The 24,707-nt window shown below is 55.4% G+C and carries 26 protein-coding genes; 11 read left to right on the top strand and 15 right to left on the bottom strand.

Annotation, left to right across the window (positions count from 1 at the left end):
• Positions 1-56: 56 nt before the first annotated feature.
• Positions 57-1,655 (bottom strand): helicase HerA-like domain-containing protein, encoded by a 1,599-nt coding sequence (locus ACFOWX_RS12050; protein WP_381424441.1) that lies wholly within the window; start codon positions 1,653-1,655, stop codon positions 57-59.
• A gap of 197 nt (positions 1,656-1,852) precedes the next feature.
• On the opposite strand from ACFOWX_RS12050, the gene ACFOWX_RS12045 reads away from it, so the two are divergent.
• On the top strand, positions 1,853-2,992 hold the full coding sequence (locus ACFOWX_RS12045; RefSeq protein ID WP_381424439.1) for a serine hydrolase: 1,140 nt from the start codon (positions 1,853-1,855) through the stop codon (positions 2,990-2,992).
• A gap of 6 nt (positions 2,993-2,998) precedes the next feature.
• Here ACFOWX_RS12045 and ACFOWX_RS12040 read toward each other — a convergent pair whose 3' ends face one another.
• The 9 genes from ACFOWX_RS12040 to ACFOWX_RS12000 all read right to left on the bottom strand — a co-directional run bounded on the left by ACFOWX_RS12040 (position 2,999) and on the right by ACFOWX_RS12000 (position 11,809).
• Positions 2,999-4,018: an aspartyl protease family protein gene (locus ACFOWX_RS12040; RefSeq protein WP_381424437.1), complete on the bottom strand. Its 1,020-nt coding sequence runs from the start codon at positions 4,016-4,018 to the stop codon at positions 2,999-3,001.
• A 92-nt stretch (positions 4,019-4,110) separates the two neighbouring features.
• Complete coding sequence (locus ACFOWX_RS12035; RefSeq protein ID WP_381424436.1) at positions 4,111-6,525, bottom strand: ligase-associated DNA damage response DEXH box helicase; 2,415 nt, start codon at positions 6,523-6,525, stop codon at positions 4,111-4,113.
• Positions 6,526-6,912, bottom strand: a complete 387-nt coding sequence (locus ACFOWX_RS12030) for a VOC family protein (RefSeq protein WP_381424434.1) — start codon at positions 6,910-6,912, stop codon at positions 6,526-6,528.
• A 9-nt stretch (positions 6,913-6,921) separates the two neighbouring features.
• On the bottom strand, positions 6,922-7,566 hold the full coding sequence (locus ACFOWX_RS12025) for a carboxymuconolactone decarboxylase family protein (RefSeq protein WP_381424432.1): 645 nt from the start codon (positions 7,564-7,566) through the stop codon (positions 6,922-6,924).
• Positions 7,567-7,646: 80 nt separating this feature from the next.
• The gene (locus ACFOWX_RS12020; protein ID WP_381424430.1) at positions 7,647-8,321 is read right to left on the bottom strand and encodes a spermidine synthase; all 675 of its coding nucleotides are present in this window, start codon (positions 8,319-8,321) and stop codon (positions 7,647-7,649) included.
• The gene (locus ACFOWX_RS12015) at positions 8,318-9,205 is read right to left on the bottom strand and encodes an alpha/beta hydrolase (protein WP_381424428.1); all 888 of its coding nucleotides are present in this window, start codon (positions 9,203-9,205) and stop codon (positions 8,318-8,320) included. Before ACFOWX_RS12015 ends, ACFOWX_RS12020 begins: the two co-directional genes overlap by 4 nt.
• Positions 9,202-10,602 (bottom strand): phosphoglucomutase/phosphomannomutase PgmG, encoded by a 1,401-nt coding sequence (gene pgmG / locus ACFOWX_RS12010; protein ID WP_381424425.1) that lies wholly within the window; start codon positions 10,600-10,602, stop codon positions 9,202-9,204. The genes ACFOWX_RS12015 and pgmG overlap by 4 nt, the downstream gene beginning before the upstream one ends.
• 20 nt (positions 10,603-10,622) lie before the next feature.
• On the bottom strand, positions 10,623-11,027 hold the full coding sequence (locus ACFOWX_RS12005; RefSeq protein ID WP_381424423.1) for a hypothetical protein: 405 nt from the start codon (positions 11,025-11,027) through the stop codon (positions 10,623-10,625).
• Positions 11,027-11,809, bottom strand: coding sequence for a division plane positioning ATPase MipZ (locus tag ACFOWX_RS12000; protein ID WP_381424421.1), 783 nt, complete (start codon positions 11,807-11,809; stop codon positions 11,027-11,029). Before ACFOWX_RS12000 ends, ACFOWX_RS12005 begins: the two co-directional genes overlap by 1 nt.
• 74 nt (positions 11,810-11,883) lie before the next feature.
• On the opposite strand from ACFOWX_RS12000, the gene panC reads away from it, so the two are divergent.
• Together panC and ACFOWX_RS11990 are read left to right on the top strand one after the other, a co-directional pair.
• The gene (panC, locus tag ACFOWX_RS11995) at positions 11,884-12,723 is read left to right on the top strand and encodes a pantoate--beta-alanine ligase (protein ID WP_381424419.1); all 840 of its coding nucleotides are present in this window, start codon (positions 11,884-11,886) and stop codon (positions 12,721-12,723) included.
• Between the two features lie 104 nt (positions 12,724-12,827).
• On the top strand, positions 12,828-13,124 hold the full coding sequence (locus ACFOWX_RS11990; protein WP_381424417.1) for a hypothetical protein: 297 nt from the start codon (positions 12,828-12,830) through the stop codon (positions 13,122-13,124).
• Here ACFOWX_RS11990 and ACFOWX_RS11985 read toward each other — a convergent pair.
• Positions 13,121-13,729, bottom strand: coding sequence for a TetR/AcrR family transcriptional regulator (locus ACFOWX_RS11985; protein WP_381424415.1), 609 nt, complete (start codon positions 13,727-13,729; stop codon positions 13,121-13,123). The genes ACFOWX_RS11990 and ACFOWX_RS11985 overlap by 4 nt on opposite strands.
• Before the next feature lie 357 nt (positions 13,730-14,086).
• Here ACFOWX_RS11985 and ACFOWX_RS11980 point away from each other — a divergent pair, with 357 nt between their 5' ends.
• Positions 14,087-14,980, top strand: coding sequence for a metal-dependent hydrolase (locus tag ACFOWX_RS11980; protein ID WP_381425047.1), 894 nt, complete (start codon positions 14,087-14,089; stop codon positions 14,978-14,980).
• Between the two features lie 8 nt (positions 14,981-14,988).
• On the opposite strand, the gene ACFOWX_RS11975 is transcribed toward ACFOWX_RS11980, so the two are convergent.
• The 3 genes from ACFOWX_RS11975 to rplU form a co-directional block, all read right to left on the bottom strand.
• Complete coding sequence (locus ACFOWX_RS11975) at positions 14,989-15,576, bottom strand: GNAT family N-acetyltransferase (protein WP_381424413.1); 588 nt, start codon at positions 15,574-15,576, stop codon at positions 14,989-14,991.
• A gap of 219 nt (positions 15,577-15,795) precedes the next feature.
• On the bottom strand, positions 15,796-16,065 hold the full coding sequence (gene rpmA / locus ACFOWX_RS11970) for a 50S ribosomal protein L27 (protein ID WP_381424411.1): 270 nt from the start codon (positions 16,063-16,065) through the stop codon (positions 15,796-15,798).
• 40 nt (positions 16,066-16,105) lie between these two features.
• Positions 16,106-16,540 carry a 50S ribosomal protein L21 gene (rplU, locus tag ACFOWX_RS11965; protein ID WP_381424409.1) on the bottom strand — a complete coding sequence of 145 codons (435 nt, stop codon included), beginning with the start codon at positions 16,538-16,540 and terminating at the stop codon, positions 16,106-16,108.
• A 222-nt stretch (positions 16,541-16,762) separates the two neighbouring features.
• Here rplU and ACFOWX_RS11960 point away from each other — a divergent pair, with 222 nt between their 5' ends.
• Both ACFOWX_RS11960 and ppc read left to right on the top strand, forming a co-directional pair.
• Positions 16,763-17,344 carry a hypothetical protein gene (locus ACFOWX_RS11960; protein WP_381424407.1) on the top strand — a complete coding sequence of 194 codons (582 nt, stop codon included), beginning with the start codon at positions 16,763-16,765 and terminating at the stop codon, positions 17,342-17,344.
• Between the two features lie 69 nt (positions 17,345-17,413).
• Positions 17,414-20,104 carry a phosphoenolpyruvate carboxylase gene (gene ppc, locus ACFOWX_RS11955; RefSeq protein ID WP_381424405.1) on the top strand — a complete coding sequence of 897 codons (2,691 nt, stop codon included), beginning with the start codon at positions 17,414-17,416 and terminating at the stop codon, positions 20,102-20,104.
• A 20-nt stretch (positions 20,105-20,124) separates the two neighbouring features.
• On the opposite strand, the gene ACFOWX_RS11950 is transcribed toward ppc, so the two are convergent.
• Positions 20,125-20,970, bottom strand: a complete 846-nt coding sequence (locus ACFOWX_RS11950; protein WP_381424403.1) for a hypothetical protein — start codon at positions 20,968-20,970, stop codon at positions 20,125-20,127.
• A 241-nt stretch (positions 20,971-21,211) separates the two neighbouring features.
• Here ACFOWX_RS11950 and ACFOWX_RS11945 point away from each other — a divergent pair, with 241 nt between their 5' ends.
• From ACFOWX_RS11945 to ACFOWX_RS11925, 5 genes are all read left to right on the top strand, one after another.
• Positions 21,212-21,901, top strand: coding sequence for an energy transducer TonB (locus tag ACFOWX_RS11945; protein ID WP_381424401.1), 690 nt, complete (start codon positions 21,212-21,214; stop codon positions 21,899-21,901).
• Positions 21,902-21,971: 70 nt separating this feature from the next.
• Complete coding sequence (locus ACFOWX_RS11940) at positions 21,972-22,742, top strand: MotA/TolQ/ExbB proton channel family protein (protein ID WP_381424398.1); 771 nt, start codon at positions 21,972-21,974, stop codon at positions 22,740-22,742.
• 87 nt (positions 22,743-22,829) lie between these two features.
• Positions 22,830-23,378 (top strand): ExbD/TolR family protein, encoded by a 549-nt coding sequence (locus tag ACFOWX_RS11935; RefSeq protein ID WP_381424396.1) that lies wholly within the window; start codon positions 22,830-22,832, stop codon positions 23,376-23,378.
• A gap of 25 nt (positions 23,379-23,403) precedes the next feature.
• Positions 23,404-23,856: an ExbD/TolR family protein gene (locus ACFOWX_RS11930; RefSeq protein ID WP_381424394.1), complete on the top strand. Its 453-nt coding sequence runs from the start codon at positions 23,404-23,406 to the stop codon at positions 23,854-23,856.
• A 276-nt stretch (positions 23,857-24,132) separates the two neighbouring features.
• On the top strand, positions 24,133-24,546 hold the full coding sequence (locus ACFOWX_RS11925) for an ExbD/TolR family protein (protein WP_381425045.1): 414 nt from the start codon (positions 24,133-24,135) through the stop codon (positions 24,544-24,546).
• The last annotated feature ends 161 nt before the right edge of the window (positions 24,547-24,707 follow it).

Genomic DNA, 24,707 nt, shown 5'->3' with positions numbered 1-24,707 from the left:
GCAAGGCTGCGCCTCCGCCGCCCGCGCTCCTCCGGCGCCTTAGGGCCAAGCCAATATCACCGCATCAAACCGCCCATCAGGTTGCGAGCAAAACGGCCAAGGCCGGGAAAACCAAAACTTTTGCCGATTTCGGTTGCGATTGTCCCGGCTGCCGCGCTCGCGGCGGATGCTTTGGGGTTGGCGCGGGATTTTTTGCCCATCATTGCGCTAGCCGCCATTGCCCCTGCCGATGATAGCGCCGCGCCCGCAGCGGCGCTGGCTGCCTTGCCCCAGATGGAGCTGGATTTGCGTTCGCGCTTGCCGACTTCCTCGGCGCCTTTTTCGTCCACTTCTATGGCTGTTTCAGCAGCATCGGCGGCTTTTTGCGCAAGCACTTCTTCGGCGCTTTCGCGGTCGACTTCTTCGTCATATTTGCCATCAAAGGGGCTAATTGATTGGATGATCGCGCGCTCTTTCTTGTCGAGTGGTCCGGTTCTTGAAGCGGGCGGTTTAATCAATGTGCGCTGCACGATGGACGGCGCGCCATCCTCCATCAACATCGAAACCAACGCCTCGCCGGTTTTCAGCTCGGTGATCGCCTGCGCAACGTCCAGATCGGGATTGATCCGGAAAGTTTCGGCTGCCGCCTTGATCGCTTTTTGATCGCGCGGGGTAAATGCCCGCAGTGCGTGTTGCACCCGGTTGCCGAGCTGCCCTGCGACTTTTTCGGGAATGTCGATGGGATTTTGGCTGATGAAATAAACGCCCACGCCCTTCGACCGGATCAGCCGGACGACCTGTTCAACCTTTAGCATCAACGCATCGGGCGCATCCTCAAATAACAAATGCGCTTCGTCGAAGAAAAAGACCAGTTTCGGCTTATCCGGGTCGCCCACTTCGGGCAGCGTTTCAAACAGCTCAGCCAGCAGCCACAAGAGGAAAGTCGCGTATAATTTGGGACTAAGCATCAATTTGTCGGCGGCAAGCACATTAACCTGACCGCGTCCTTTTTCATCAACTTGGATAAAGTCTGTGATTTCGAGCGCGGGTTCGCCGAAAAATTTGGCGCCGCCCTGATCTTCGAGGCTCAGCAATTGGCGCTGGATCGAGCCAACCGACGCTTTGGTCACATTGCCATATTCGCCCGCTATCTCGCTGCTATTTTCGCTGCACCACATCAGCATCGCCTGCAAATCGTCGAGGTTCAGCAGCAATAGCCCTTGATCATCAGCGACGCGAAAGGCGATGTTCAACACGCCTTCTTGTGTGTCGTTCAAGCCCAATATGCGCGCGAGCAATAAGGGGCCCATTTCGCTGATCGTGGTGCGAACAGGATGGCCTTGTTCGCCAAATAAATCCCAGAAAACAACTGGATTATCGGCATAGCTATAGCCTTCATAACCAATATCATCGGCTCGTTTGGTAAAGGGTTCATGCAATTTGCCGCTGGCCGATCCCGCCATGGCGAGGCCGCTCAAATCGCCCTTTACATCCGACACGAACACCGGCACGCCAGCGGCGGAAAAGCTATCGACCATGCCCTGAAGTGTGACCGTTTTACCGGTGCCCGTTGCCCCTGCGATCAAGCCGTGGCGGTTGGCGCGTTTCAGGTTCAAATATTGGGGGTTTGCTCCGCCGCTCATCGCGCCGATAAAAATGCCGTTTTCGCTATCCATGATAAATGCTCCTGCGCCTAATCGATCTTCTTTCCGGTGAACAACGCCAGCCGCCATGCGTCAAGTCAAATATTGAAACGCCAAAGCGCTCCATTCATCGCTGACACAGAATCATTCACCGCAAAGCGCGTTCATGCTGATTTCATTCGCCCGTTGCTAACGATAAGCGCTAAAGCCACATTTTCGGGAGATTTCATTTGGCCGCGCATCGCAATTTTAGAGCAATTTGGGGCAAATTTTGCGCATTGATAATGCTCGGTTCGATGATGACCGCTTGTGTATCGGCCGATGGTCCCCGCATTGTGCCCCGGCCCCCTGCTGACCGCCCAGTATCTTCGCCGCCGCCCAGTCAAACGACTATGCCCGCGCCCCCACCGCGCACCAGCACACCGCCGCGTAGCGCGGGTTCTATTGACCCTGCCTTGCAGCAGTTTATTTTTGAAGAATGGCGCAAATTTCCCGGTAAAACCGGCGTGGCCGTTCTGCGCATTGACGGCACTGGTTTGGTGGGACAGCGGCTGACCGATTTATTCCCGCAACAAAGCGTTTCGAAAACTTGGGTCGCCTTGACGGTGCTCGATCAAGTTGACCAAGGAAAGCTGAGCCTGAACCAAAATGTCCGGATTACCCCCGATGACGTCGCGGTATTTTATCAGCCGCTGGGTGACCGCGTCACGCGTGAGGGTGTGGTGAATGAAAGCATCGCCCGTTTATTGGAGCTGGCCATCACGAGCAGCGACAATACCGCCAATGACAATTTGCTGCGCGTGGCGGGCGGCCCCGATGCGGTGCGCGCTTTCATTGGCAAACATGGGCTGGGCCAAATCCGCTTTGGTCCCGGCGAAAGATTGCTGCAAAGCGGTATTGCCGGGATGGAATGGCGGCAGGAATATTCGGTCGGCCGCCGTTTCTATGCGGCGCGTGATGCTGTGCCCTATGACCGGCGCAAGGCAGCGCTGGATGCCTATTTGGCCAACCCGGTTGATGGGGCCAGCCCCGAAGCGATCGCCAATGCGTTGGCCCGGCTGGCGCGCGGGGAGCTGCTATCGGCTTCTTCAACCCGGTTGATGCTTAGCCTGATGGAACAAGTGAAAAGCGGCCCCAATCGGTTAAAGGCCGGAGTGCCCGCTGGTTGGCGCTTTGGCCATAAAACAGGGACCGGTCAGATATTGCCGCCGGTTTCCACAGGATATAATGATATAGGGATTATGACGGCGCCCGATGGAACGCGGTATGCCGTGGTCGTGATGATGGCGGACACAACCGCATCGGTTCCCGAACGTATGCAGTTTATGCAATCGATCAGCCGGGCCACGGCCAATCTGCATCAACCATAAACGGGTTTAACGGACGGCGGCGAGACGGCGGAAATTATCGGCACTGCTGCCTTTGGGCAGTTCGAAGCTGATCCGCCGGTTCGTGAAATCGATCACGACCTTATCAAACAGCCCGAGTGCATCCATGCCCAGGAAAATAGCAGGCTTATTCTCCAAACCCAATGTTTTCATTGCGTAATTTTCGGAAAAAGTAATGGGCAGGTCCATGATCTTCACCCCGCCAATTTCAATCGACCTGATTTGCGTAAATTGGCCGGTCATGACATCACCAATCACGCTTTTCATGGCTACATCCTGATAATCACCTTTGCGGTCGCGGCGGCGTAAAAGGTCGCGTAGCTTGTAATTGCCCATGCTCGATTGCGCGCCGGTATCAATAATTATATCGACCTTGGCACCGTTGACTAGGGCATTGGAGAGGATCATTCGGCCCGCTTTGCGCCGGGCGGTCACGACGATCATCCCGCGCTCCAGCTTGGTTGAGCCGCGCCGTTTTTCCGATGGCAGAACTTGCATTTCGCCCTTTTTGAAATCGAGGAAAATTTTATTTTCTTCAAGGCTGTCGATTCCGAGCAGCCCGTGCGCGCCCAAATTTTGTCGTTTCAATCCCGGCGCTTCGACGCTTTCCATGCTGATTGTTGCCGTTGTCAGCTTGTCGATCAAATAGCTATTGACCGTCGCCGGCCCCGATACCGTGGCGAGCCGCAGCATATCACCGGTGTCGAGATTCAGATATTCGGCCAGCTCCTGCGAAATTACCGTGCGTTCGGAACCGGTATCAACGATGAAGGGAAAGCTTTTGCCGTCATTGATCGTGACCGGCACCGTCAGCCGGTTGGTCCGATCCACGGTAAAATCCTGCAGCACCGGAACCAGCGCTGGCAAATTGCTATTGTCTGCGGTTTCGGATGGCACTTCAGCGGGAAGGTCAGCGGCAGCGGCGGGTAAAGGGGTGAAAAATGCGGCAATTCCCGCTATCCCTGCGGTAACATTGATGGCCCGACATATGCGGTCAAAACTGCGCATTTCCTCATCTCCTATGGCCCTAGGATAGGGTCATTTGGGCAGCAGGGCAAGCGTAGGAAAAACGCTTACAACGGCGGCGTTTATCCGACATTTTACGGGCGCATTGCGGCGGCGGCCATGGACTCGGCCTCAATTAAGAGCGCATCGTCGGTTGACCCTTGCGCCACGCTTTCGCGGCCGATCATCACCAGAACGGGGACCGCCATTGGACTGATCCGGTCGAGGTCAACATGCAGCATGGTATCCGCCGCCCGGTCCAGCAAATCGCCCAGCCGTCCAACATCGGTCATCCGCGCCCGGGCATCGGCCCATGCCGCCTCCAACAGCAAATGATCGGGTTCATATTTGCGCAGCACATCATAAATCAAATCGCTGGAAAAAGTCACTTGCCGGCCGGTTTTCCGTTTGCCCGGATGTTGCCGCTCGATCAGGCCGCTAATCACCGCGACCTCGCGGAATGCGCGTTTGAGCAGATAGCTACCTTCGATCCAGTCGGCAAATTCATCGGCCAATATGTCGGCGCTTAACAGCGGGGCTGGCTCGGTTATGGGATCGACGCTCCACACCGCCAGCGCATAATCATTGGCGACAAAGCCCAATGGCTTGAGGCCCCGGTCCTCCATCCGCCGGGTTAAAAGCATCCCAAGCGATTGATGCGCATTCCATCCTTCAAAAGGATAGAGCACCATATAATGGCGGTCCTGATGCGGGAATGTTTCGATTAGGAGCTGCCCGGGTTCGGGCATCTGGCTGCGATAATCCTGCATTTCCAGCCATTCGCGCACATCATCGGGAAAGCGGGCCCATCCGGCGCGGTCGGTTAAAAATTCCCGCACGCGCTGCGACAAATGGGTGGTCAGCGGTAAGCGTGCCCCCATATAGCTTGGGATCATCGCGGCTTTTTTTGCCGCGCGGACAATCAGGTCGGTTTCCTTGATGCTTTCGACCTCGAGCGGCATTCCGGCAAAGGTGAAACTGCTACCCGGTGTTAGCTGCGCGGCGAAATTTTCTTCGACCTTGCCCAATTTGCGGCCATTGCGAAATCGGACATCGAGCATCGGAAGGTCCACGATAATGCCGGCATTGAGCCGATATTGTGCGGCGAATTGAGGATGGGTCAAATGCCAGCATCCGTCCGCATCGCGGCGCAGCTTTTTGAATTTATCATAGGCGCGAAGTGCATAGCCGCCGGTGGCCACAAATTCGATCACGCGGTGCAGCGTTTCGGCGTCCATGCCGCTATAGGGCAGGGCCGACTGCACCTCTGACAAAAGCTGCGCCTCGTCAAACGGTCCGCTGCAGGCGCGGCCCATAATATATTGGGCCAGCACATCCAATCCGCCGGGACGAAAAACCTCCCCGTCCCGAACACCTTCTTCGACGGCGTCAAAGGCGGCCTGCGCCTCCAGATATTCGAAACGATTGCCCGGCACCAATATCGCCTTTGACGGTTCATCCATCCGGTGGTTGGACCGCCCAATCCGCTGCAGCAGCCGCGACGATCCCTTGGGCGCGCCCATTTGGATGACGCAATCGACATTACCCCAATCGACCCCGAGATCGAGCGAGGCCGTGCACACCAAAGCGCGCAATTCGCCGCGCGCCATCGCGCCCTCGACCTTGCGCCGCGCCTCGACCGATAAGGAGCCATGATGGATACCAATCGGCAGATTGCTGTCATTCAATTCCCATAATTTCTGGAAAGTAAATTCCGCGAGGAAGCGTGTGTTGCAGAAAATCAGCGTGGTGCGGTTGCGGCCAATTTCCTCCAGCAACTGCGGCACGGCATAATGGCCGCTATGCCCCGCCCAGGGCACCCGGCCCTCGGGCAGCAGGATTGCCAAATCGGGCTGCGCTGCGTCCATCCCCTCGACCAGCTGCACCGCGTCCATATCGCCATAGGGTGCGAGCCAAGCGCGATAGGCATCGCCATCGGCAACGGTCGCAGATAGCGCCACGCGCTGCATATCGGGCGAAAGGCTATGCAGCCGCGCGAGCGAAAGGTTGAGCAGGTCGCCCCGCTTGCTGTTGGCAAAGGCATGAACCTCATCGATGATGATCCGCCGAAGCTTGGCAAATAGTTCTTCGCTTTCGGGATAGCTTAGCAACAGTGAAAGCGATTCCGGCGTGGTCAGTAAGATATGTGGGGGCCGCGCGCGCTGCCGCGCTTTACGCTCGGACGGGGTGTCGCCGGTGCGGGTTTCGACGCGTATCGGCAGGCCCATCTCCTCAATAGGGACCAGCAAATTGCGCCGCACATCTGTGGCAAGCGCTTTCAGCGGTGAGACATAGAGTGTATGGAGATAATCCTCGCCGGGCAATTCGCACAGGGTCGGCAAAAAACCAGCCAGAGTCTTACCCGCCCCCGTTGCGGCGATAAGCAGCGCATCTTTGCCCTGCCGGGCGGCTGCTACCATCTCCAGCTGATGCCTGCGCGGTTTCCACCCGCGTTCGGCAAACCAGTCATTTATGATATGCGGCAATGTTGCCGCTGGTTCATCCGCCATTTATACCGCGTCTTTGGCCAGCCAGTGCTTCATCATTGCGGGCGCTGGGCTGGCGTGCATTTCGGTTTCATCAAGCGCAGCAATCGCGCGGGCGCGGTCGGCATCGTCAAAGCTGCCGGTGGTCAGGCAGAATTCGACCATATTGCCGTTAGGGTCACGGGTGTAAACCGAGTGGCACCAGTTATGGTCTATTTCCAGCACATCAAGCCCCGCCGCATTCCATTTGCTGTCATCGCCGTCCATGCGGTAGAAAAAATGCTTGCCCCATCCGCCGCCCATCACCGGCGCGATTTCCACCTTGACGAGTTCAAATCCCATCACGCCTTCGTAAAAATCGTGGACCGCCTTCATATCCTTCGCGGCCAATGCCAGATGGTGATAGCCCATATCCTGCTCCTATTTCTCTCTTTTATCGACCATACCCATGACGTCGGCGGTCGCGCCTTCGGGGGCGGGCACTTCGCTCACGGGATCATCCACATCATCATATTCGAGCCGCAGCGCCCGGCTCATAACCCCGTGCATCATATAGGTGCAGGTGATATAGGTTAGCTCAATAATCTCGGTCTCGCTCAAATACTGCTTCAACGCGTCAAATACCGCATCGGGCACCCGCCCATATTGCAGGACCAGCGCATCGGTATAGGCCAGTACCGCCCGTTCCTTCGCATCGAAACAATCGGCCACATTCCAATGATCTATGGCTTGCACCTGATCCTCTGTCAGGCCGGAAAAACGCGCGGCCTTCATATGCTGCGAATAGACAAAGCGCGATCCGACAAGGTAACCGGCGCGTGTCTGTCCCAATTCACGCAACTGATCAGGCAGCTTTCGGTTTTTGCTGCGGTAAAAGCCAAATCCTTCGGTTGTGTGTTTGAAGGCGTCGGGCACCTGCGCAAAAACGGTCCACCAATTGCCAGGGGTGCCGGTCGCGGTGCCCGGCTCTGCCACCGGGTCACGCTCCCCGAATAACGCGGTGTAGAGTTTCAAAATATAGGGATCTTCAACCTGATCCCGGGCCATTTCGGTCAATCGCGGCACATCATTCTCCTCTGCTCGTAAACTATAAGGCGAAGCGCAGCGAAAAGGGAAGGCAGGATTTATGCTGGCTAAGGAGAGGTCTATTCCGCTTTTCGCGCAAACCAGATTACATGGCGGGGGCCTTTGCCATTGGTGCGGGCGCGTACGGGGACTTCATCGACCGCAAAGCCCGCTTGCTTGATCCTTTTGGTAAAGCGGGGGTCGGGTGCCGCCGACCATATGGCCAGCACGCCGCGGGGGCGTAACGCCCGCTTGGCTGCTTGCAATCCTGCGGGTGAATATAGTCCGTCATTGCCCGCCCGCACCAATCCGTCGGGGCCATTATCGACGTCCAGCAATATGGCGTCATAGCTGCGATCCGCCGCGCCGATGACTTGCGCAACATCGCCCATGGTCAAAGTGACACGCGGATCATCAAGGCAACCATTGGCGATTTTGGCCATTGGTCCTTGTGCCCATGCGATAATTTCGGGAACCAGTTCCGCCACCGTGACGCGGGCCTGCGAGTTCAGTTTGGCGAGCGCAGCGCGCAGCGTGAAACCCATGCCATATCCGCCGATGAGCAAATGCGGCGCTGCGCAGTGACTGATCCGTTCGATACTCATTTCGGCGAGCGCAATCTCGCTGCCCTGCATCCGCGTGCTCATCAGCTCATTGCGGTCGAGCACGATCATAAAATCATCGCCGCGGCTATAGAGATGCAAATCCTCCCCGCCCGGGACATGGGCCGTGCCAAGATGGATGCGGGGGGTCATTTTCGCGTGCCTGCTTGTTTCAAGCTTTCATTGAAAAAACGGACGATGCGCTCCTGATAAACGATGTCTTCTAAATCGCTGAGTTGGTCATGCTCCAGCTTGCCAACAATCCAAAGCCAGCTTTGCCCTGTAAAAGCATTAGACAATGCCTCGCTCTCTGCCACGGGGGTGTAACTGTCCTTTTCGCCGCCAATGACGAGGACGGGTTTGTCGAATCTATCAGCATTTTTGATCGGGCTGACTTTATCTGGCGCGACCCCGAAACGAAAATAGGCCTGGTTGGTAAGTAACGGGGTAAGGAGTGCAGATAATATCGACCCGCCATGCACTGCTATTCGGTTGCGAATGGCGCGATCAATATCTGGATAAACCGCTTTCAGCACCATAGCATCAACTGGCAAGGGACCATTGGGGCCAGTCAGCGATGCCGCCCCGCCAAGCGACACGCCGATGACGCCGATTTTTGCTTGCGGCTGTTGTTGCTTGATCCACCGGACAGCTGCCTCGGCATCTCTTGATTCAAAATAGCCAAAGCTTTTTGGTTGCAATTGCGACTCCCCATGGCCCCGAAAATCAATCGCCATGGCCGAAAAACCAGACCGATTGAGCCACGCAACATGGCTCGTAAATTGGCGGCGAGATGCGCCGTTGCCATGCAGCAATAATATAACCGGCGCATCTGTTTGCTGGGCAGGGAAATAGCTTGCCGATATTCGGACGCCATCCTCGGCTGTTAAAGCTATTTCCTGCTCATTAGCGGCCATCCTGCCGACATTTGACGGGGTCGGGCGCGTGGACATATGCCCGAATAGCAAAATCACTCCTGCGCCGCATAATAGTCCGGATAGCGCAAAATAGATCAGCCCTTTTTTACTTATTTTCAATGCCCCACCGTCTCTCCGCGTTCCAGACCGCTGGCCGCAAGCTGCGCGTCGATTTGTGCCATTAACCGCTCTAGCCCCGCCTCACTTGACGCCTCTGCCCGCGCGACCAGCACGTCCTGCGTGTTGCTGGCGCGCAGCAGCCACCAGCCATCGTCGGTATTTACGCGTGCGCCGTCGGTGTCATTGACGTCCGCGCCCTCTGCTGACAACCGCGCCAGCACTTCATCGATAACAGCAAATTTGCGGCTTTCGTCCACTTGAAAGCGCATTTCGGGAGTGTTGATCATTTCGGGCATTTCGCTGCGCATCTGGGTCACGCTTTTGCCCAGATCAGCGCTCGCCCGAATCAAACGGAGCGCGGCGTAGATCGCATCGTCAAATCCATAATAATCATGTTTGAAAAACACATGGCCGCTCATTTCGCCCGCCAATGGGCTGCCCGTTTCCTTCATTTTGGACTTGATCAGGCTATGCCCCGTTTTCCACATCAAGGGCTTTCCGCCCAATTCGGCGATCCGGTCATAGAGCGCCTGACTTGCCTTCACATCGGCGATAATCGTTGCGCCGGGCATATCGCTCAGCAAATGTTCGGCGTAAATCTGTAGCAATTGATCGCCCCAGATCACGCGGCCCATACTGTCAATCGCGCCGATCCGGTCGCCATCGCCATCAAAAGCCACTCCAAAATCGAGCTTCTTTTCCGCGACAAGCCGTTTCAGGTCGTCCAGCGTAGCTTCGTCGGTGGGATCGGGATGATGATTGGGAAACTGGCCATCCACATCCACAAACAAAAGATGATGTTCACCTGGCATCTTCTTAACCAGACGCTCGATCACTGGTCCCGCCGCACCATTTCCCGCATCCCAACCGATGCGAAACCCGCAATCGGGAAGGCCGTGAAGGAGGCGTTCGACATAATCATCCATTATATCATAGGACGATGCCGAACCGGGAGCCGGGCTGTCCCAATCTCCCGCCGCCGCCATATGGCCCAGCCTTTGGATATCCGCGCCAAAAAACGGTCGTCCCTGAAATACCATTTTGAAGCCGTTATAATCGGGGGGATTATGGCTGCCGGTTATCTCTATGCCGCCATCGACATGATCGAGCGATGCTTCGGCATAATATAGCATCGGGGTTGGCCCCATGCCGATCCGCAGCGCGTCGATGCCGCTGTCATTCAATCCGCGCACCAATGCCTCTTCCAATATGGGCGAGCTCAGCCGGCCATCATAGCCGACCGCGACGCATTTGCCCCCTGTTCGCCCCAGTAACGTGCCAAAACTGCGGCCAATGGCGTAGGCGTCTTTATCGTCGAGCGTCTGACCCACAATGCCCCTGATGTCATATTCGCGTAAAGATGTGGGATGGAATATATGGCTTTGGGGGGAGGGCATTGCGGCGTTCCTCTGTTGTCTTATGGTTGTTGCTTGGTAAGTTCTGCCAATAGCAGATCGCGGGCCTTGTTCAACATGGCCGCGCGTTCGTCGCTACCGCCGGTATCGGGATGATTTTCGGTAATCAGCTTGCGGTGCTGCGCGCGCACTAGGTCGGCGTCATATTCACCGGTAATCCCTAACAAGCTGCGCGCCTGATCGAGCTGATAGGCGCGGCTTTGATGTTGATTGACCGGCTTTCTTTTGCCCGCAAACCACGCAATGCCAATCACAAGGACGGCGATCCCGCCCAGAAACTGCCCCTTTACGGTAATGCCTGCGCCCGCGATAATCAGCAACGCCGGCAAAAGCTGCGACGGCAGCAGCTTTTTCGTCCATAAGGCCCAGCCAAGCGCCACGGCGATAAGGCCCAGAAGAATGAGCATTATACCAATTCCGCTTTGCTACGGCTGGGCAGCGCCAGCCCCGTGACCAATTCGCGCAATTCCTGGCGTGCGGCGATATGTGCGGTTCCCAACTGTCCCAAATGCCCTTTGTCGATCAGCGTTAAGCCCGATGGGAATAGCTCACGGTAAATAACCCGCTCGTTTAATCCCGATATCGTCCGAAAACCAACCCGTTTGGAAAGCTCGTCTATCGCATCGCTCATCCGCTGTTGATTGCGGGCTTCGACGCTTTGCACACGGTTGCGCACGACGATCCAGTCGATCGTCACCCCGTCTGTTTTGGCCCGCGCCTTGCGCGCTTCCCAGATAAGTTCAGCATAAAAGCTGAGCCGCTTCACCTTAAATGTTTCGGGGTCAACCTGTCCGATCAAGTCAAAATCGACAAAGCTGTCATTGATCGGCGTGACCAGCGTATTGGCGCGGGTGGCCACGAACCGGGCATATTGATCGTCACGTCCCGGAGTATCGAACAGGATGAAATCATGGCTTTTTTCATAATGCTCGGTCATGCGTTCCAGCCGCGCGAGCGAATCATGTTCGAAAACTTCAAAATCGGGAATGGGCAATATGACATCGCGCCGTTTCATCGTTTCCTGGCGGTTTTCCAAATAGCGATAGAGCGTGCGCTGCCGGCTATCGAGGTCAATGCAGGCGACTTTGGCCCCGCGTGCGGCCAATGCAATGGCCACATGGACCGCGGTTGTGGATTTGCCAGTTCCGCCCTTTTCATTGGCGAATACTATATGATGCGCGCCAGCCATTTCGCTCTGCAATTGCCCCCTATTGTTTATTGGCTTAGATAAGCCGCAACTTCCATAATCAAGGGCAAGGCAGCGTGCAAACAATCAATCAGCTTGACTCATTGCGGGACAATATTCGCAGCTTAAAAGCGCAAGGCAAGAGCATCGCTCTGGTCCCGACAATGGGCGCGCTGCATGCGGGCCATATGGAGCTGGTCCGCCGAGCAAGGAACGAAGCGGATGCGGTGGTTGTGTCAATATTTGTGAATCCCAAACAATTTGGTGCGGGCGAGGATCTGGACGCCTATCCGCGCCCGATGGAGAAGGATCAGGCGATGTTGACGCAGGCCGGGGTCGATCTGCTGTGGGCTCCGGGGCCAGAGACAGTATATCCGGCGGGGTTTTCGACGAGCATCCATATGACCGGCCTATCTGATGATTTTTGCGGGGCGGCGCGGCCTGGGCATTTTGACGGTGTCGCGCTGGTGGTGGCGAAACTATTCAACCAAGTGCGGCCCAGCTATGCCTTTTTTGGCGAAAAAGATTTTCAACAGCTCGCCGTAATCCGCCGTATGGCGCTTGATTTGGATTTCAATCTTCAGATTATCGGTGTGCCGACGATGCGCGATACCGATGGGCTCGCGCTATCATCGCGCAACGCCTATTTATCCGCCGAACAACGGTCGGCTGCCGCCACATTGCCGGCTGCGATACATGCCGCCGCTGCCGATATACGCGCGGGCAGCGATGTGCCCGCCGCATTGTCCCGCGCGCGCGCGGCGATATTGGCGGCTGGCTTTTCGCATATAGATTATTTGGCACTGATTGATGCTGCCAATTTACAAAAATGCGACCACCTTCCGACAGGAGAAGCACGAATATTGGTCGCAGCGAAAATTGGCACGACCCGTTTGATAGATAATATTCCAGTTTAACCTATTGTTTAATAACAATAATAAAAATATATGAGCCGCGTTAACCTTTTATTATCCATATTCCGGTGAATTGGCCTCCTCATTTGGATGTGGGGGTTGAGTACATGGCTAACAGTATAAAGAGTGCAGATTTTCTGATGGAAAGTCGTTTGGCGGATGCCGCCAATGGCGACGTGAACGCTTTGTTTGATTTGGGCATTGCCTTTTCAACGGGTGCAGGTGGCGTGGATGTCGATATGATTGAAGCGCATAAATGGTTTAATCTTGCCGCTCTCAATGGCAGCGAAGAAGCAATGATGTGCCGTGCGGATATTAGCGACGATATGACCGCCCGGGAAATCGCAGAAGCACAGCGGCAAGCCCGCGCATGGTTGCAAGCGACCGACCGGCGGGCGGCCTAACCGTCCTTATCGGCGCTTTCGGCTAATGACTGCGCGATCCGCCGTTCGGCGATCATCCGGCCGGTATCTCTCGGCAGGCCGAGCGAACCCGATAGCGGTCCGCCCATCAGTGCATCGCCGAGCGCGAGCAACACCAATTCCAGCGTAATTTCGTGCAGATGATTGTCCGCATGACCATCCTCGGCAATTTCATCGACCAGTTTATGGATGGTGTCGACGATTGGGTTCAGGGCATCCTCATTGCCCGATAGCAGCATCCAAGACGCGAGCGCGCCAGCACCGCCCTGATCAAAACTGTCAAATATCAGGTCCGCCAATTGCCGCGGCGGCATGTCGCCGCCCTGCAGCCGCGCGACCGCTTGACCGATGGTGCGGCATATACCCTGCGTCAAATATTCAGCCAGGTCCCTTTGCAAGCCCGATGCTGAACCAAAATGATGTAGCAAATTGGCGTGGGTACGGCCAATGCGTCCAGCGACCGCTTTTAAGGTGACCGCTTGAGGCCCGGATTCGATCAACAATTCCCGCGCGGCTTCCAAAGCCAAAGTGCGGCTTGCCTCGGGGCTTAACCGTTTCGCTTGTTTAGAAGATTTTGCTGCGCTCACCCGGTGATCCATGTTTATTCATTATTTCTAACTGAATGAACCGCCAAATGCCCAGCGGCAACAGAAAAATGATCAAATGCACACTCATAGGCGAACAGAGTCGCTTCGGCATACCGACCAGAGACTGCGATTATAACCATCTATGCTCAGCAAACTGTTTGACGAGAATTTACACCCTTAATCCAGGCAAGCTATTGTCTTTCCGTGTCAAAAAGCCGGTTTTAAGGGTAAATTAATAACGTCTGTTATGCGTATATTTATAGGAATTTTCTAAAAATCCCTATGCGATCCAAATATCAGATAGACGACGACCAACAGGAGAGTGTTCCAGCGCGCGCAGCTGGGACCGGTGCTGTGATGCAAAAACGGGATTTTCGCACCGACACGCCGCCTGCGCCGAACCGGCATTGGGTGCGCGGCGATCCTTTTCACAGCGCCTTTTTCAATGCGCTGTCGGCGGTATTCCCGGCCGGTGAAGCATTTATGATCCGCAGTATAAAACCGTGGCAAAAACGCACGCCCCCGACACTTGCGGCCGACATTCGCAATTTTGTGGAGCAGGAAGCAGGGCATAGCCGCGAACATGATGTGATGAATGATTCCATCATCGCGGCTGGATACGATATTGAACCGCTGAAGCAGGTGATCCAGAAATTTATTGGCCGTTTTAAAAAAAGGAGTGCGCTTACCCGTTTGGGCGCGACCATGTGTATTGAACATTTGACCGCCATTGTTGCCGCAGAAGTCATGGAAAACGACCATCATTTAGAAGGTTCGGACCTTGATCTGCGTGAACTTTGGATATGGCATGGGCTAGAGGAAATTGAGCATAAGGCCGTTGCCTTCGATGCCTGGCAATATGCGGTTAAAGACTGGAGCCCGCTGCGCCGTTACGCCGTGCGGACAAGCTTTCTCACCGTTGTAACGATCAGCTTCCTGATCAACCGGACGCGCGGGCAGATGGAATTGCTGCGGCAGGATGGTTATGGATTCTGGCGCTCACTCTTCGGCCTTATGAAATCCGGATTTGGCCGCAGCGGAATAGGGCGCGCGAGCATTCGGCCATGGTTTGCGTTTTTCAGGCCGAATTTCCATCCTTGGGATATTGACGACCGGCATCTGATTGCAAAAGGCGAGCGCCTGTTGGCCGAGATTAAAGCGCGAAAGGCTAAGGCCGAGCCTGATCAGGATGCGGGGCAACAAGAATTTGCCGAGCGCCGCAAAAATCCTCGCATGGCGAAGGCCGCCTGATCCACCGATCAAGCGGCCATTGGCTGCGCATCATAGGGCATGACAGGGTCAGGGGCGTCATAATCACGCCCGGCAAATCCATCCTCTTCAGCCAGCGGCATTTCATATAATGCACAAGGCACTTTTGATCCGCGGCCTGCACTATGGCGCAGAACAACCTCGCCCGTGGGCCGAAACCCAATTTTGCGCAGCACGCGGCCCGATGCGGGATTGTCAGTAAAATGGCCAGAGATGAGGCGGCGGTGGCCGATGGCCCGCGCAATGCTGACCACAGCGCGGGCGGCTTCACTGGCATAGCCGAGGCCCCAATAGGGCCGGGCAATCCAATATCCGATTTCTGCGCCGCCTTCGCGCGCAACTAATCCGCAGGAGCCAATGATGCGAGGTGCGCCATCGGTGCGCTGCAACAGCAGAAAATTGGGGTAAAGCGGATCTTGGTCCAGTGCGGCAAATGAGCGCGCATCGTCCAGCGTATAGGGCCAAGGGACCATAGCGAGGTTGCGGGCAATGGCTTCATCACAGGCGGCCCGGTGCAGCGCTTCGGCATCTTCGGGCCAGCTGGGCCGCAACAGCAATCTTTCGGTTCTTGCGAACATTTCACTCTCCATTTTCCTGTCGCCGCGCCGCCACTAGCGTGGCTTCGTTACAGCATTGCGACAAAGTCCAATTGGCCCTTTTGGGGGCGGGAAAACAGGGAGGTTGAGGCAAAAAGAAAGGGAGACCGGTTGACCCGTCTCCCTGTCAGGTGAAGCGTTGCATAATGCAGACCGCTTCCGGGTCGTCCGATTGGACAACCCGTCATCGATTGTCCAAAATTATTCTGCGGCTTGGGCCGGCATATCCACCGACACATATTTTCGGCCGAGTTTACCGGCGTGGAATCGCACGCGGCCTGCGGCGAGCGCAAAGAGAGTGTGATCACGGCCACAGCCAACATTGGCACCGGGATAGACTTTGGTGCCGCGCTGACGCACGATAATATTGCCGCCAATAACTTCTTCGCCGCCAAATTTTTTGACGCCAAGACGGCGGCCTACGGAATCGCGGCCGTTACGTGATGAACCACCTGCTTTTTTATGTGCCATGGTCTAAACTCCTAAAATATCTTGCCCGAGCGGTTGCGGCTCAGTCGGCTTTCTTGGCGGCGGCTTTTTTGGCCGCTGGTTTCTTGGCAGCTGCGGCCTTTTTAACAGGCGCTGCTTTTTCTGCTTCGGCCTCTGCCTTTGGCGCGGCTTCTTTCTTCGCGTCGGGCTTGGCTGCTTCTTTGCCCACGCCCAATATGCGAAGCAAAGTCAAGCTTTGACGATGGCCCTGCTTGCGGCGGTAGTTATGCCGGCGCTTTTTCTTGAAGATGATGATTTTTTCACCACGTTCCTGCGCAATAATTTCGGCGGAAACAGAAAGACCCTTGGTATCGGCGGGTTTATCGCCTTCGCCTGCAAGCAAGACATCATCCAGCGACACTTTGTCACCAGCTTCACCGGGCAGCTTTTCAACTGCAATTTTATCTCCAGCGGCGACGCGATATTGCTTGCCGCCAGTGCGCACGATAGCGAACATGGCTAATATTTCCGTTCCAAAATTTGGCGTTCAATTCCGATTCTATGCCCTGTGAGGGGCGCAGAAAACCAACAGTGTTGAGCCGAAAGATGATTCGGTCTCGCCCCGTTAGAGAGCGGCCAGTTAGTCCGCCCTCCGCCTTTTGTCAACGCCTTTTGGCGGTTTTTCGGCAGTTTCGGGTAACTATTATCAGCGCGCTTTTTATGTCTGAATATATATCAAATGCGCTTGGGCCGCACCTATCACTTGCTTGCGTCCGTGCTGCGCCGTAAACGGTTTGCCATGACGCCGAAATCAGTCCTATCGATAATTGTCCCATTGACGCTTGCCGGATGTGCGACGCCGAGCGGCGAATTCCCGTCTTTGGAGCGGCGGCCATTTGAACAAAATAGCGCGATAGAAGCCCCAATTGTCCCGCCCACTCCAGTCGCCACCAGCCTGCCTGCCGACATAGCCGCCAAAGTAGACACACTGCGCGCGCGATATCGCGCAGCGGCGGGGGGCTATGCGGCGATGCTGCCAAATGTTCGGGCTAGGGCTAATGCAGCGGCCCGCACCCCGTTGGGCAGCGAAAGCTGGATACAGGCGCAGCTGCTTGTCTCCCGGCTGGATAAGGAGCGCAGCGATGCGGTCAATGCTGCAGCGGCCATGGATGATTTGGTGGTGGCGCAGCTTGATGTCGAATCGCAAAAGCCGATAATCATTATTTCGCCCCTGCTGCGCCCTATTCAGGCAGAGATGAACGACGGTGTTGCAAAACAAAATCAGGAAATTGACCAGCTTTCTAAAATAATCGGGCTTTGATTACCGAAAATTGAAACAAAAAGTTGCGAAGCGCTTGACCTGCGGCCTTGGCACAGCAATTAGGGCGGCATGACTGAAACTGCACCCAAATCGACCATTTCCCAAAATCCCGATATCCGCTTGCTGGGCAAAATGCTCGGCGACGTTATTCGCGCGTATGGCGGCGATAAATTATTTCGGCAGACCGAATATATCCGCTCGACCAGCGTTGACCGCTATCGCGGGGTTGCAGGCGCGGATAGCAGCGACCGGGGACTGGGCGCATTGTCGCTTGACGACACGCTCGATTTTGTGCGCGGCTTCATGTTATTTTCTTTGCTCGCCAATTTGGCCGAGGACCGCCAAGGCGTGGCGAAAGAGGAAGGCGCAAGTTTTGAGGAGGCGCTGATCCGGCTGCGCAGCGAAGGCGTGGATGATCACACATTGATGGAACTGCTGTCCAATAGCCTGATCGTGCCGGTGCTGACGGCGCACCCAACGGAAGTAAGGCGCAAAAGCATCATCGACCATAAAAACCGGATCGCAGCTTTGATGGCGATGCGCGACGCGGGGCGGGATGTGACCCCCGATGGTGACAATGTGGACGATGCCATTTACCGTCAGATTGCGCTGCTATGGCAAACCCGCCCGTTGCGGAATGAAAAGCTGTTTGTTGCCGATGAGATTGAAAATGCGCGCAGTTATATGCAGCAGGTTTTCCTTACCGCTTTGCCCAAGCTCTATATGCGGTGGGAGAAGGCGCTGGGTCACCGGCCGCCCGGTTTTGTGCGGCTAGGCACATGGATTGGCGGGGACCGGGACGGCAATCCGTTTGTGAATGCCGAAACGCTGCGCTACGCCATGGCCCGCGATGGCGGCACGGCCATTCGCCATTATTTGGAACAGATCCATATACTCGGCGCGGAAATATCGATCAGCAGCCGCAATAGCGATACGCCAGCCGCCGTGATGGAGCTGGCCGAACGCAGCGGCGATACCGCACCCAGCCGCGCGGATGAACCCTATCGCCGGGCAATGTCAGGCATTTATGCGCGGCTTTGCGCGACCCATGTTGCTTTGGTCGGGGATCAGCCGCCACGGCCATCGGCGCTGGCCGGAGAGGCTTATGCCACGCCCGATGACCTTCGCGCCGATCTGGTGACGTTGGCCAATGGTCTGGCCGCGGGCGGCGGGGGAGCATTGTCAACCGGCGGCGCACTGGGCCGGTTGATCCGCGCGGTTGAAATTTTCGGCTTTCACCTCGCGACGCTCGATTTGCGGCAGAATAGCGTTGTGCATGAACGGGTGGTGGCAGAATTGATGAAGGCCGCTGGGGTAGAGGCTGACTATCTGGCGCTGGATGAGGACGCTCGGGTCAAATTGCTGCTCGCCGAATTATCGCATAACCGGCCGCTTGCCGATGAATGGCATGACTATAGCGAAGAAACCGCAAAAGAACTCGCCATCGTGCGTGCCGCCGCATGGGCGCAAAAACACTATGGCGCCGGCGCTATCACCACATATAACATCAGCCAGACCGAAAGCGTCTCGGATATGTTGGAAGTATATGTAATGGCCAAACAGGCAGGCATGTACCGTGTGGCAGAAGACGGCACTCCGTCGGCGACGATCATGTCCGTGCCCCTATTTGAAACCATCGCCGACTTGCAAGCTGCACCCGAAACAATGAAGGCGTTTTTTGCGTTGGAACCGATGCGCGCTCTGGCGCAGGCACGCGGGCATCAGGAAGTGATGATCGGCTATTCCGATTCCAACAAAGACGGCGGATACATCACCTCGACATGGGAGCTGTATCAGGCATCGTCCGCGCTGGCCCCGGTATTTGCCGATGTCGGCGTGTCGATGCAATTATTCCATGGACGCGGCGGTGCAGTGGGGCGCGGCGGTGGCAGCGCGTTTGGCGCGATTAAAGCGCAGCCCAAGGATACGGTGCAAGGCCGCATCCGTATTACCGAACAGGGCGAAGTGATCGCTGCCAAATATGGCACGGTCGACAATGCCGTTACCTCGCTTGAAACAATGGCATCGGCGACGATGCTGGCCACGCTGTCGCCCGATAAAATTGATGCAGGCGATGAAGCCCGGTTTCGCGCCGCGATGAGCGAATTGTCCGCCTCCGCCTTTCGCCATTATCGCGGGCTGGTTTATGAAACCGATGGTTTCCGTCAGTTTTTCCGGCAAATGACACCGATTAACGAGATTGCGACCCTGAAAATTGGATCGCGCCCCGCCAGCCGTAAGGCGAGCGACGCGATTGAAGATTTGCGGGCCATCCCTTGGGTATTTAGCTGGGCGCAGGCGCGGGTTATGTTGCCGGGTTGGTATGGCACGGGTCAGGCGCTCGATGATTTTGCGGATAAGGGCCTGTTGAAAGCCATGGCCAGCGAATGGAGCTATTTCCAAACGATTTTGGCCAATATGGAAATGGTGCTGGCCAAATCCGATATGGGCATTGCGTCCCATTATGCGGGACTGGTTGAGGATCAGGCGATGGCTGGCACCCTGTTTGGACAGATCAAGGGCAGCTGGCAAAAGGCGCATGACAGCTTATTGGATGCGACCGGACAGGCGCATCTGCTGGACGCCAATCCCGCGCTCAACAATTCGATCCAGCTGCGGCTCCCGTATATAGAGCCGCTGAACCTGCTGCAGATTGAATTGATGAAACGGCACCGCGCTGGCGAAGCCGATCCGCGCATCGGCGAAGGTATTCAGCTGACCATTAACGCCATTGCAACCGCGCTGCGCAACAGCGGATAGCGCAGCAGCGGATAGGCGGCTTAGCTGCGTGTCCGCCCGCAAGGGCCAAGCGCATCGATGACATATTGATAGTCGGCCTGCGCCTTTGCTGCGCGCTCGCCTTCGTTGGCTTCTATCAGGCTGCTATCCAAACTGCGCGGCAATCCGCAGGCAAGCCGGTACCATAGCAACGTGTTGCGGCGGGGCGTTGCGGCGCCTTCTTCGATCAGCTCGCTGGTTGATACAGACCAGATTTTGGACTGACCGGGGCGGCTAGCGACGGAAATGGAAAAAGGCTGGTTACCCGCCGTCCGCAGGAATATTTGGCTAATGCCTTCGCCAATAACCGTGCCGGGGCTATAAAATGCGCTTGATACGCCCAGGACGGCCGGCGGCGCGTCCAATTTGACGGCTTCCTGCGTGATACCGCGCAGCAGCGCATTATTGGCCTCGCTATAGCTGACAAGCGCGTCGGGGCGCGACAACTGTATCATATCGGGGCGTCCGTTAACGCTTTTGCCTAATATAAAGAAACGCTGTTTTTTCAGCTTTGGAATTTTGCCTCGCGCATCCTTGGGAATATCGAGCAAAAACCGAACCTGGCCCGCCACGCCTTTTGTACCGCGAATCAGGGCGTTGATGTCAGCGATTATCACCGTTCGTTGGATATTTTGCGGCACGCCGACGCTCTGTTCAGCGGATAATTTCTGCACTTTTTTGACGGTTGCATCCAAAATCATGGGCGAAATTGTAACGAGATCGGCGACATCGGCATAGGCCGCTCCCTCTGCGGGAAGGGCAAATTGATTTTGCGCAAATGCTGCAGGTGCGGTCAAACAAATGATTGATAATGAGGTTAAAAGATAATTACTTTTGCCAAGACGCATTGCGGACTCCCATTGATTGCGGTGGATCATTGATCCTTACATCGCGGCTATATGATAGAATATTACATGAATTGCACATGAATCTTCTAAATACGATTGCACGGGCGTTTTTGCGCCGCTAAAGCTTTGAGGGATTCGAATGAAAAAATAATATTTCGATCAAATGGGTGAGCAAAGATTAAGGTTAACGCCGAGTCCTGCCCACCCGATCAATAAGGGAAGTTAGGAGAGTCGTTTCCGCATGGCATATGCTGACCAACAAGGAATGAGTACGAATCGCATGATTGCGATTTTTTTCGTCGTTCTTCTCCACGCCTTTCTGGGTTATGCTTTTGTTACTGGTCTCGCTTATGAGGCGGTGCAAAAGGCGAAGGAAAGACTAAACGTCGTCGACGTCAAGGAAGAAGAACCCCCCGAAGAGGAAGAGCCACCACCACCCGAGCCCGAAAAACAGATCGAGCCGCCGGTTGTCTCGCCTCCGCCCATTGTGCGTACGGTAACCCCGCCGCCGACGGTTCGGACGGTTGTTGACCCGCCGCCGCAAATTCCGGTGACTCCGCGTGCCGCTCCGCCAGCTCCGGCTGCGCCGAAGCCGCCACCGCCGCCTCCGCCGCCTCCGCCTACGCCACCACCGCAACGGGCGAATCCGGAACCTCGTGGCAATCCAGGCAACTGGGCCAACGCCAACGACTATCCTCGCCGCGCATTGCAGCAGGAACGTGAAGGCACGACTGGGTTCCGTTTGACCGTTGGGCCCGATGGCCGAGTAACCGATTGTCAGATAACGAGTCCAAGCGGACACGCTGATTTGGACGCGGAGACCTGCAAGCAAATGACACGTCGCGGTCGGTTTAATCCGAAGTTGGATGGGAATGGAAATCCAACGACGGGCACCTGGTCGAGCCGTGTACGCTGGGAAATACCGAGATAATTTTGTTCGGCGCGAGGGGGTCTTGCGCCGGACCTACATGAAGAGAATATTTTTCTGAGAGGAAATGAAGATGTCGTTAGCAATTTTACTACAGGCTGCTGAAGAAGCACCGAAAAACAAATTTGGCCTTATTGAGGCATTGAACGAAGGTGGTCCAATTTCATGGTCGATTTTCGTTGTGCTCGTGATCATGTCAATCGGGTCATTCTATATTTTGTTCACCAAGTTGCTCGAGCAGAATAAAGTGATGAAGCAGGCGCAACAGGTTCGCGCTGGTTTTTGGCGCGCAAACAGCCTGAAAGAAGGCGCTGCGAAATTGGATAAGAATAGCGCCTATCGTCAACTGGTTGACGACGGCATCGAAGCCGACGCGCAGCACGGTTTGCTGACCGATCCGGTTGAAGCGCATGACTGGCTCCACGGCGCGATGTCGCGTTCGGAAAATTCGATCAATAATAAACTGGCGGGCGGTCTGTCCTTCCTGGCAACGGTGGGTGCAACGGCTCCTTTCGTTGGTTTGCTCGGAACGGTTATCGGTATTTACTCGGCGCTGATTAAAATTGGTATCGCTGGTCAGGCATCGATCGATGCGGTTGCTGGCCCGGTTGGTGAAGCGTTGATCATGACTGCTATCGGTCTGTTCGTTGCTGTTCCTGCTGTGCTTGCTTATAACTGGCTTCAGGCCCGTAATAAATCGATCGCACGTAGCCTTGCGGCATTTTCGAATGACGTGCTGGGCTACATCAGCTCGGATGGTAAGGTGAAACCTGCCGCTCCAGCCGCTGCGCCAGCGCGTCCAGCAGCAGCGCCAGCTCAGCCAGCACCAGCAGCTAAAAAGTAAAAATGGGTATGGCCGCTCGGTAAACGGGCGGCCCATTGCCGGCATGTCCGGTCAATAATTTCCCATTTAACGAGAGAGGATTAGCCAATGGCTATTAGTTCAGGAGGCGGTGGCGAAGACACGCCGATGTCCGAGATTAACACGACACCCCTAGTGGATGTTATGTTGGTTCTGCTCATCATCTTCCTCATCGCCATTCCGGTGGTTATTCAGACAGTGGAGATGGAGCTACCCATCGTGCCTTTTGACCCCACAAAGTCAAAGGCAGAGAATATCGTGCTGGCCGTTACAACAACCGATGCGGCAGGGCGCGATCCCGGTGATCCGGCTTATGAAGGTGCCAATCCGGGCGGTGAATGCCGGGTATATATCAATGTTACGCCAATTGATTCAAACGAGCTGGTCGATAAGGCCGTTGCGCGTTTGAAACAGCAGGTCGAAGCATTGGGCGGCCAAGCCGCAATTGATGCCGGACAGGTGGCTATCGAAGATTTGCCAGAGGCGCATATTCGCGGTGACGTCAATACACCATGGCGCTGCATTGGCGGTGCGGTTTATTCGATGCAGTTGGCCGGATTTGCAAAGGTAGGCTTTATTTCATCGCCTATCGATCTGTCTGCGTCAGCAGTCAAATAACCACTTATCCTAAGGAGTAAATATTATGGCAATGAGTGGCGGTAAAGACGATGGCGAACCGATGATGGAAATGAACACGACGCCGTTGATCGACGTTATGCTTGTTCTCCTCATCATGTTCATCATCACCATTCCACCGATCACCCATACGGTCGAAATCGACTTGCCGGTGCAAAATAACGATCCTGTGGATCAGCCGATTGTTGATCCTGTGATCAACAAAATTGTGATTTTGCCCGACAATACGATTCAATGGAACGGCACACCCGTTTCATTGGACCAGATGGAACAGTTTTTGATCCAAACGACGTCCATGAAGCCTGAGCCGGAATTACAATTTCAGCCGGCACCCAATGCGGTTTATGATACCGTCGACCGGGCGTTGGCCAAGGTGAAGGGCAGCGGTATTACCAAATTCGGCTTTGTCGGAAATGAACAATATCGCGTCTTTGGTAAAGCGGCGCGTCCACCAAATTGATTTTGGTGATCGGTAACAAAACAAAACAAGGGCGGCCATTTGGTCGCCCTTTTTATTTTGGGGTCGCGCATTGTTCAAATGAGATGAATGTTGCGGGAGCTTGGTCAGCCACGCGAACAAATATCGTTGCATCGCTAAATAAGAATGATATATTATAACATACAGAGGAGACGGTAATATCGAAGGAGAGATGATATGGCAAAATTGCATTTTGGCAAATTCAGCATCGCGAAGGGCACCGGAAAGATTGGCGATCAGCCAAAAGGAGGCAATCCCATGATGGAAATGAACACGACTCCGCTCATTGACGTTATGCTTGTCCTCCTTATCATGTTTATCATTACCATCCCGCCGGTGACCCATGCGGTTACCATCGATTTGCCAGCCGCCCCGCCGCCGGGCGCCGTCGTCGAACCCAATCCCGTCATCAACAAAGTGGTGATCCTGCCCGACAGTACGATCATGTGGAATGGCACAGCGGTATCACTGGACCAACTCGACAATTATCTGCGCCAAACAACGGTGATGACGCCTGAACTGGAACTGCAATTTCAACCATCGCCGAACGCGGTCTATGATACCGTCGATCGGACCATGGCGTTGATTAAAGGCAGCGGAGTTCAAAATTTTGGCTTTGTCGGTAATGAACAATATCGGGTCTTCGCCAAGGCACAGCGCCTTCCGCGTTGAGCGGGCGATTAGCGGCAAAATCGGTGCCTTGCCGCGGATATGCAACTATGGACTATCATTACGCGGCATTATCGCCTTCCCATGATGAACGCCGCTGGCATGATCATCTTCCGCTTGCGCGATAGTGGTTCCCATAAAGTGTTTTTGCATATAGCATTATG

Source organism: Sphingorhabdus arenilitoris (assembly GCF_042651485.1).
In the GTDB taxonomy this organism is placed as follows: Bacteria; Pseudomonadota; Alphaproteobacteria; order Sphingomonadales; family Sphingomonadaceae; genus Sphingorhabdus_B; species Sphingorhabdus_B arenilitoris.
This window is presented reverse-complemented; position numbering and strand designations above follow the sequence as displayed.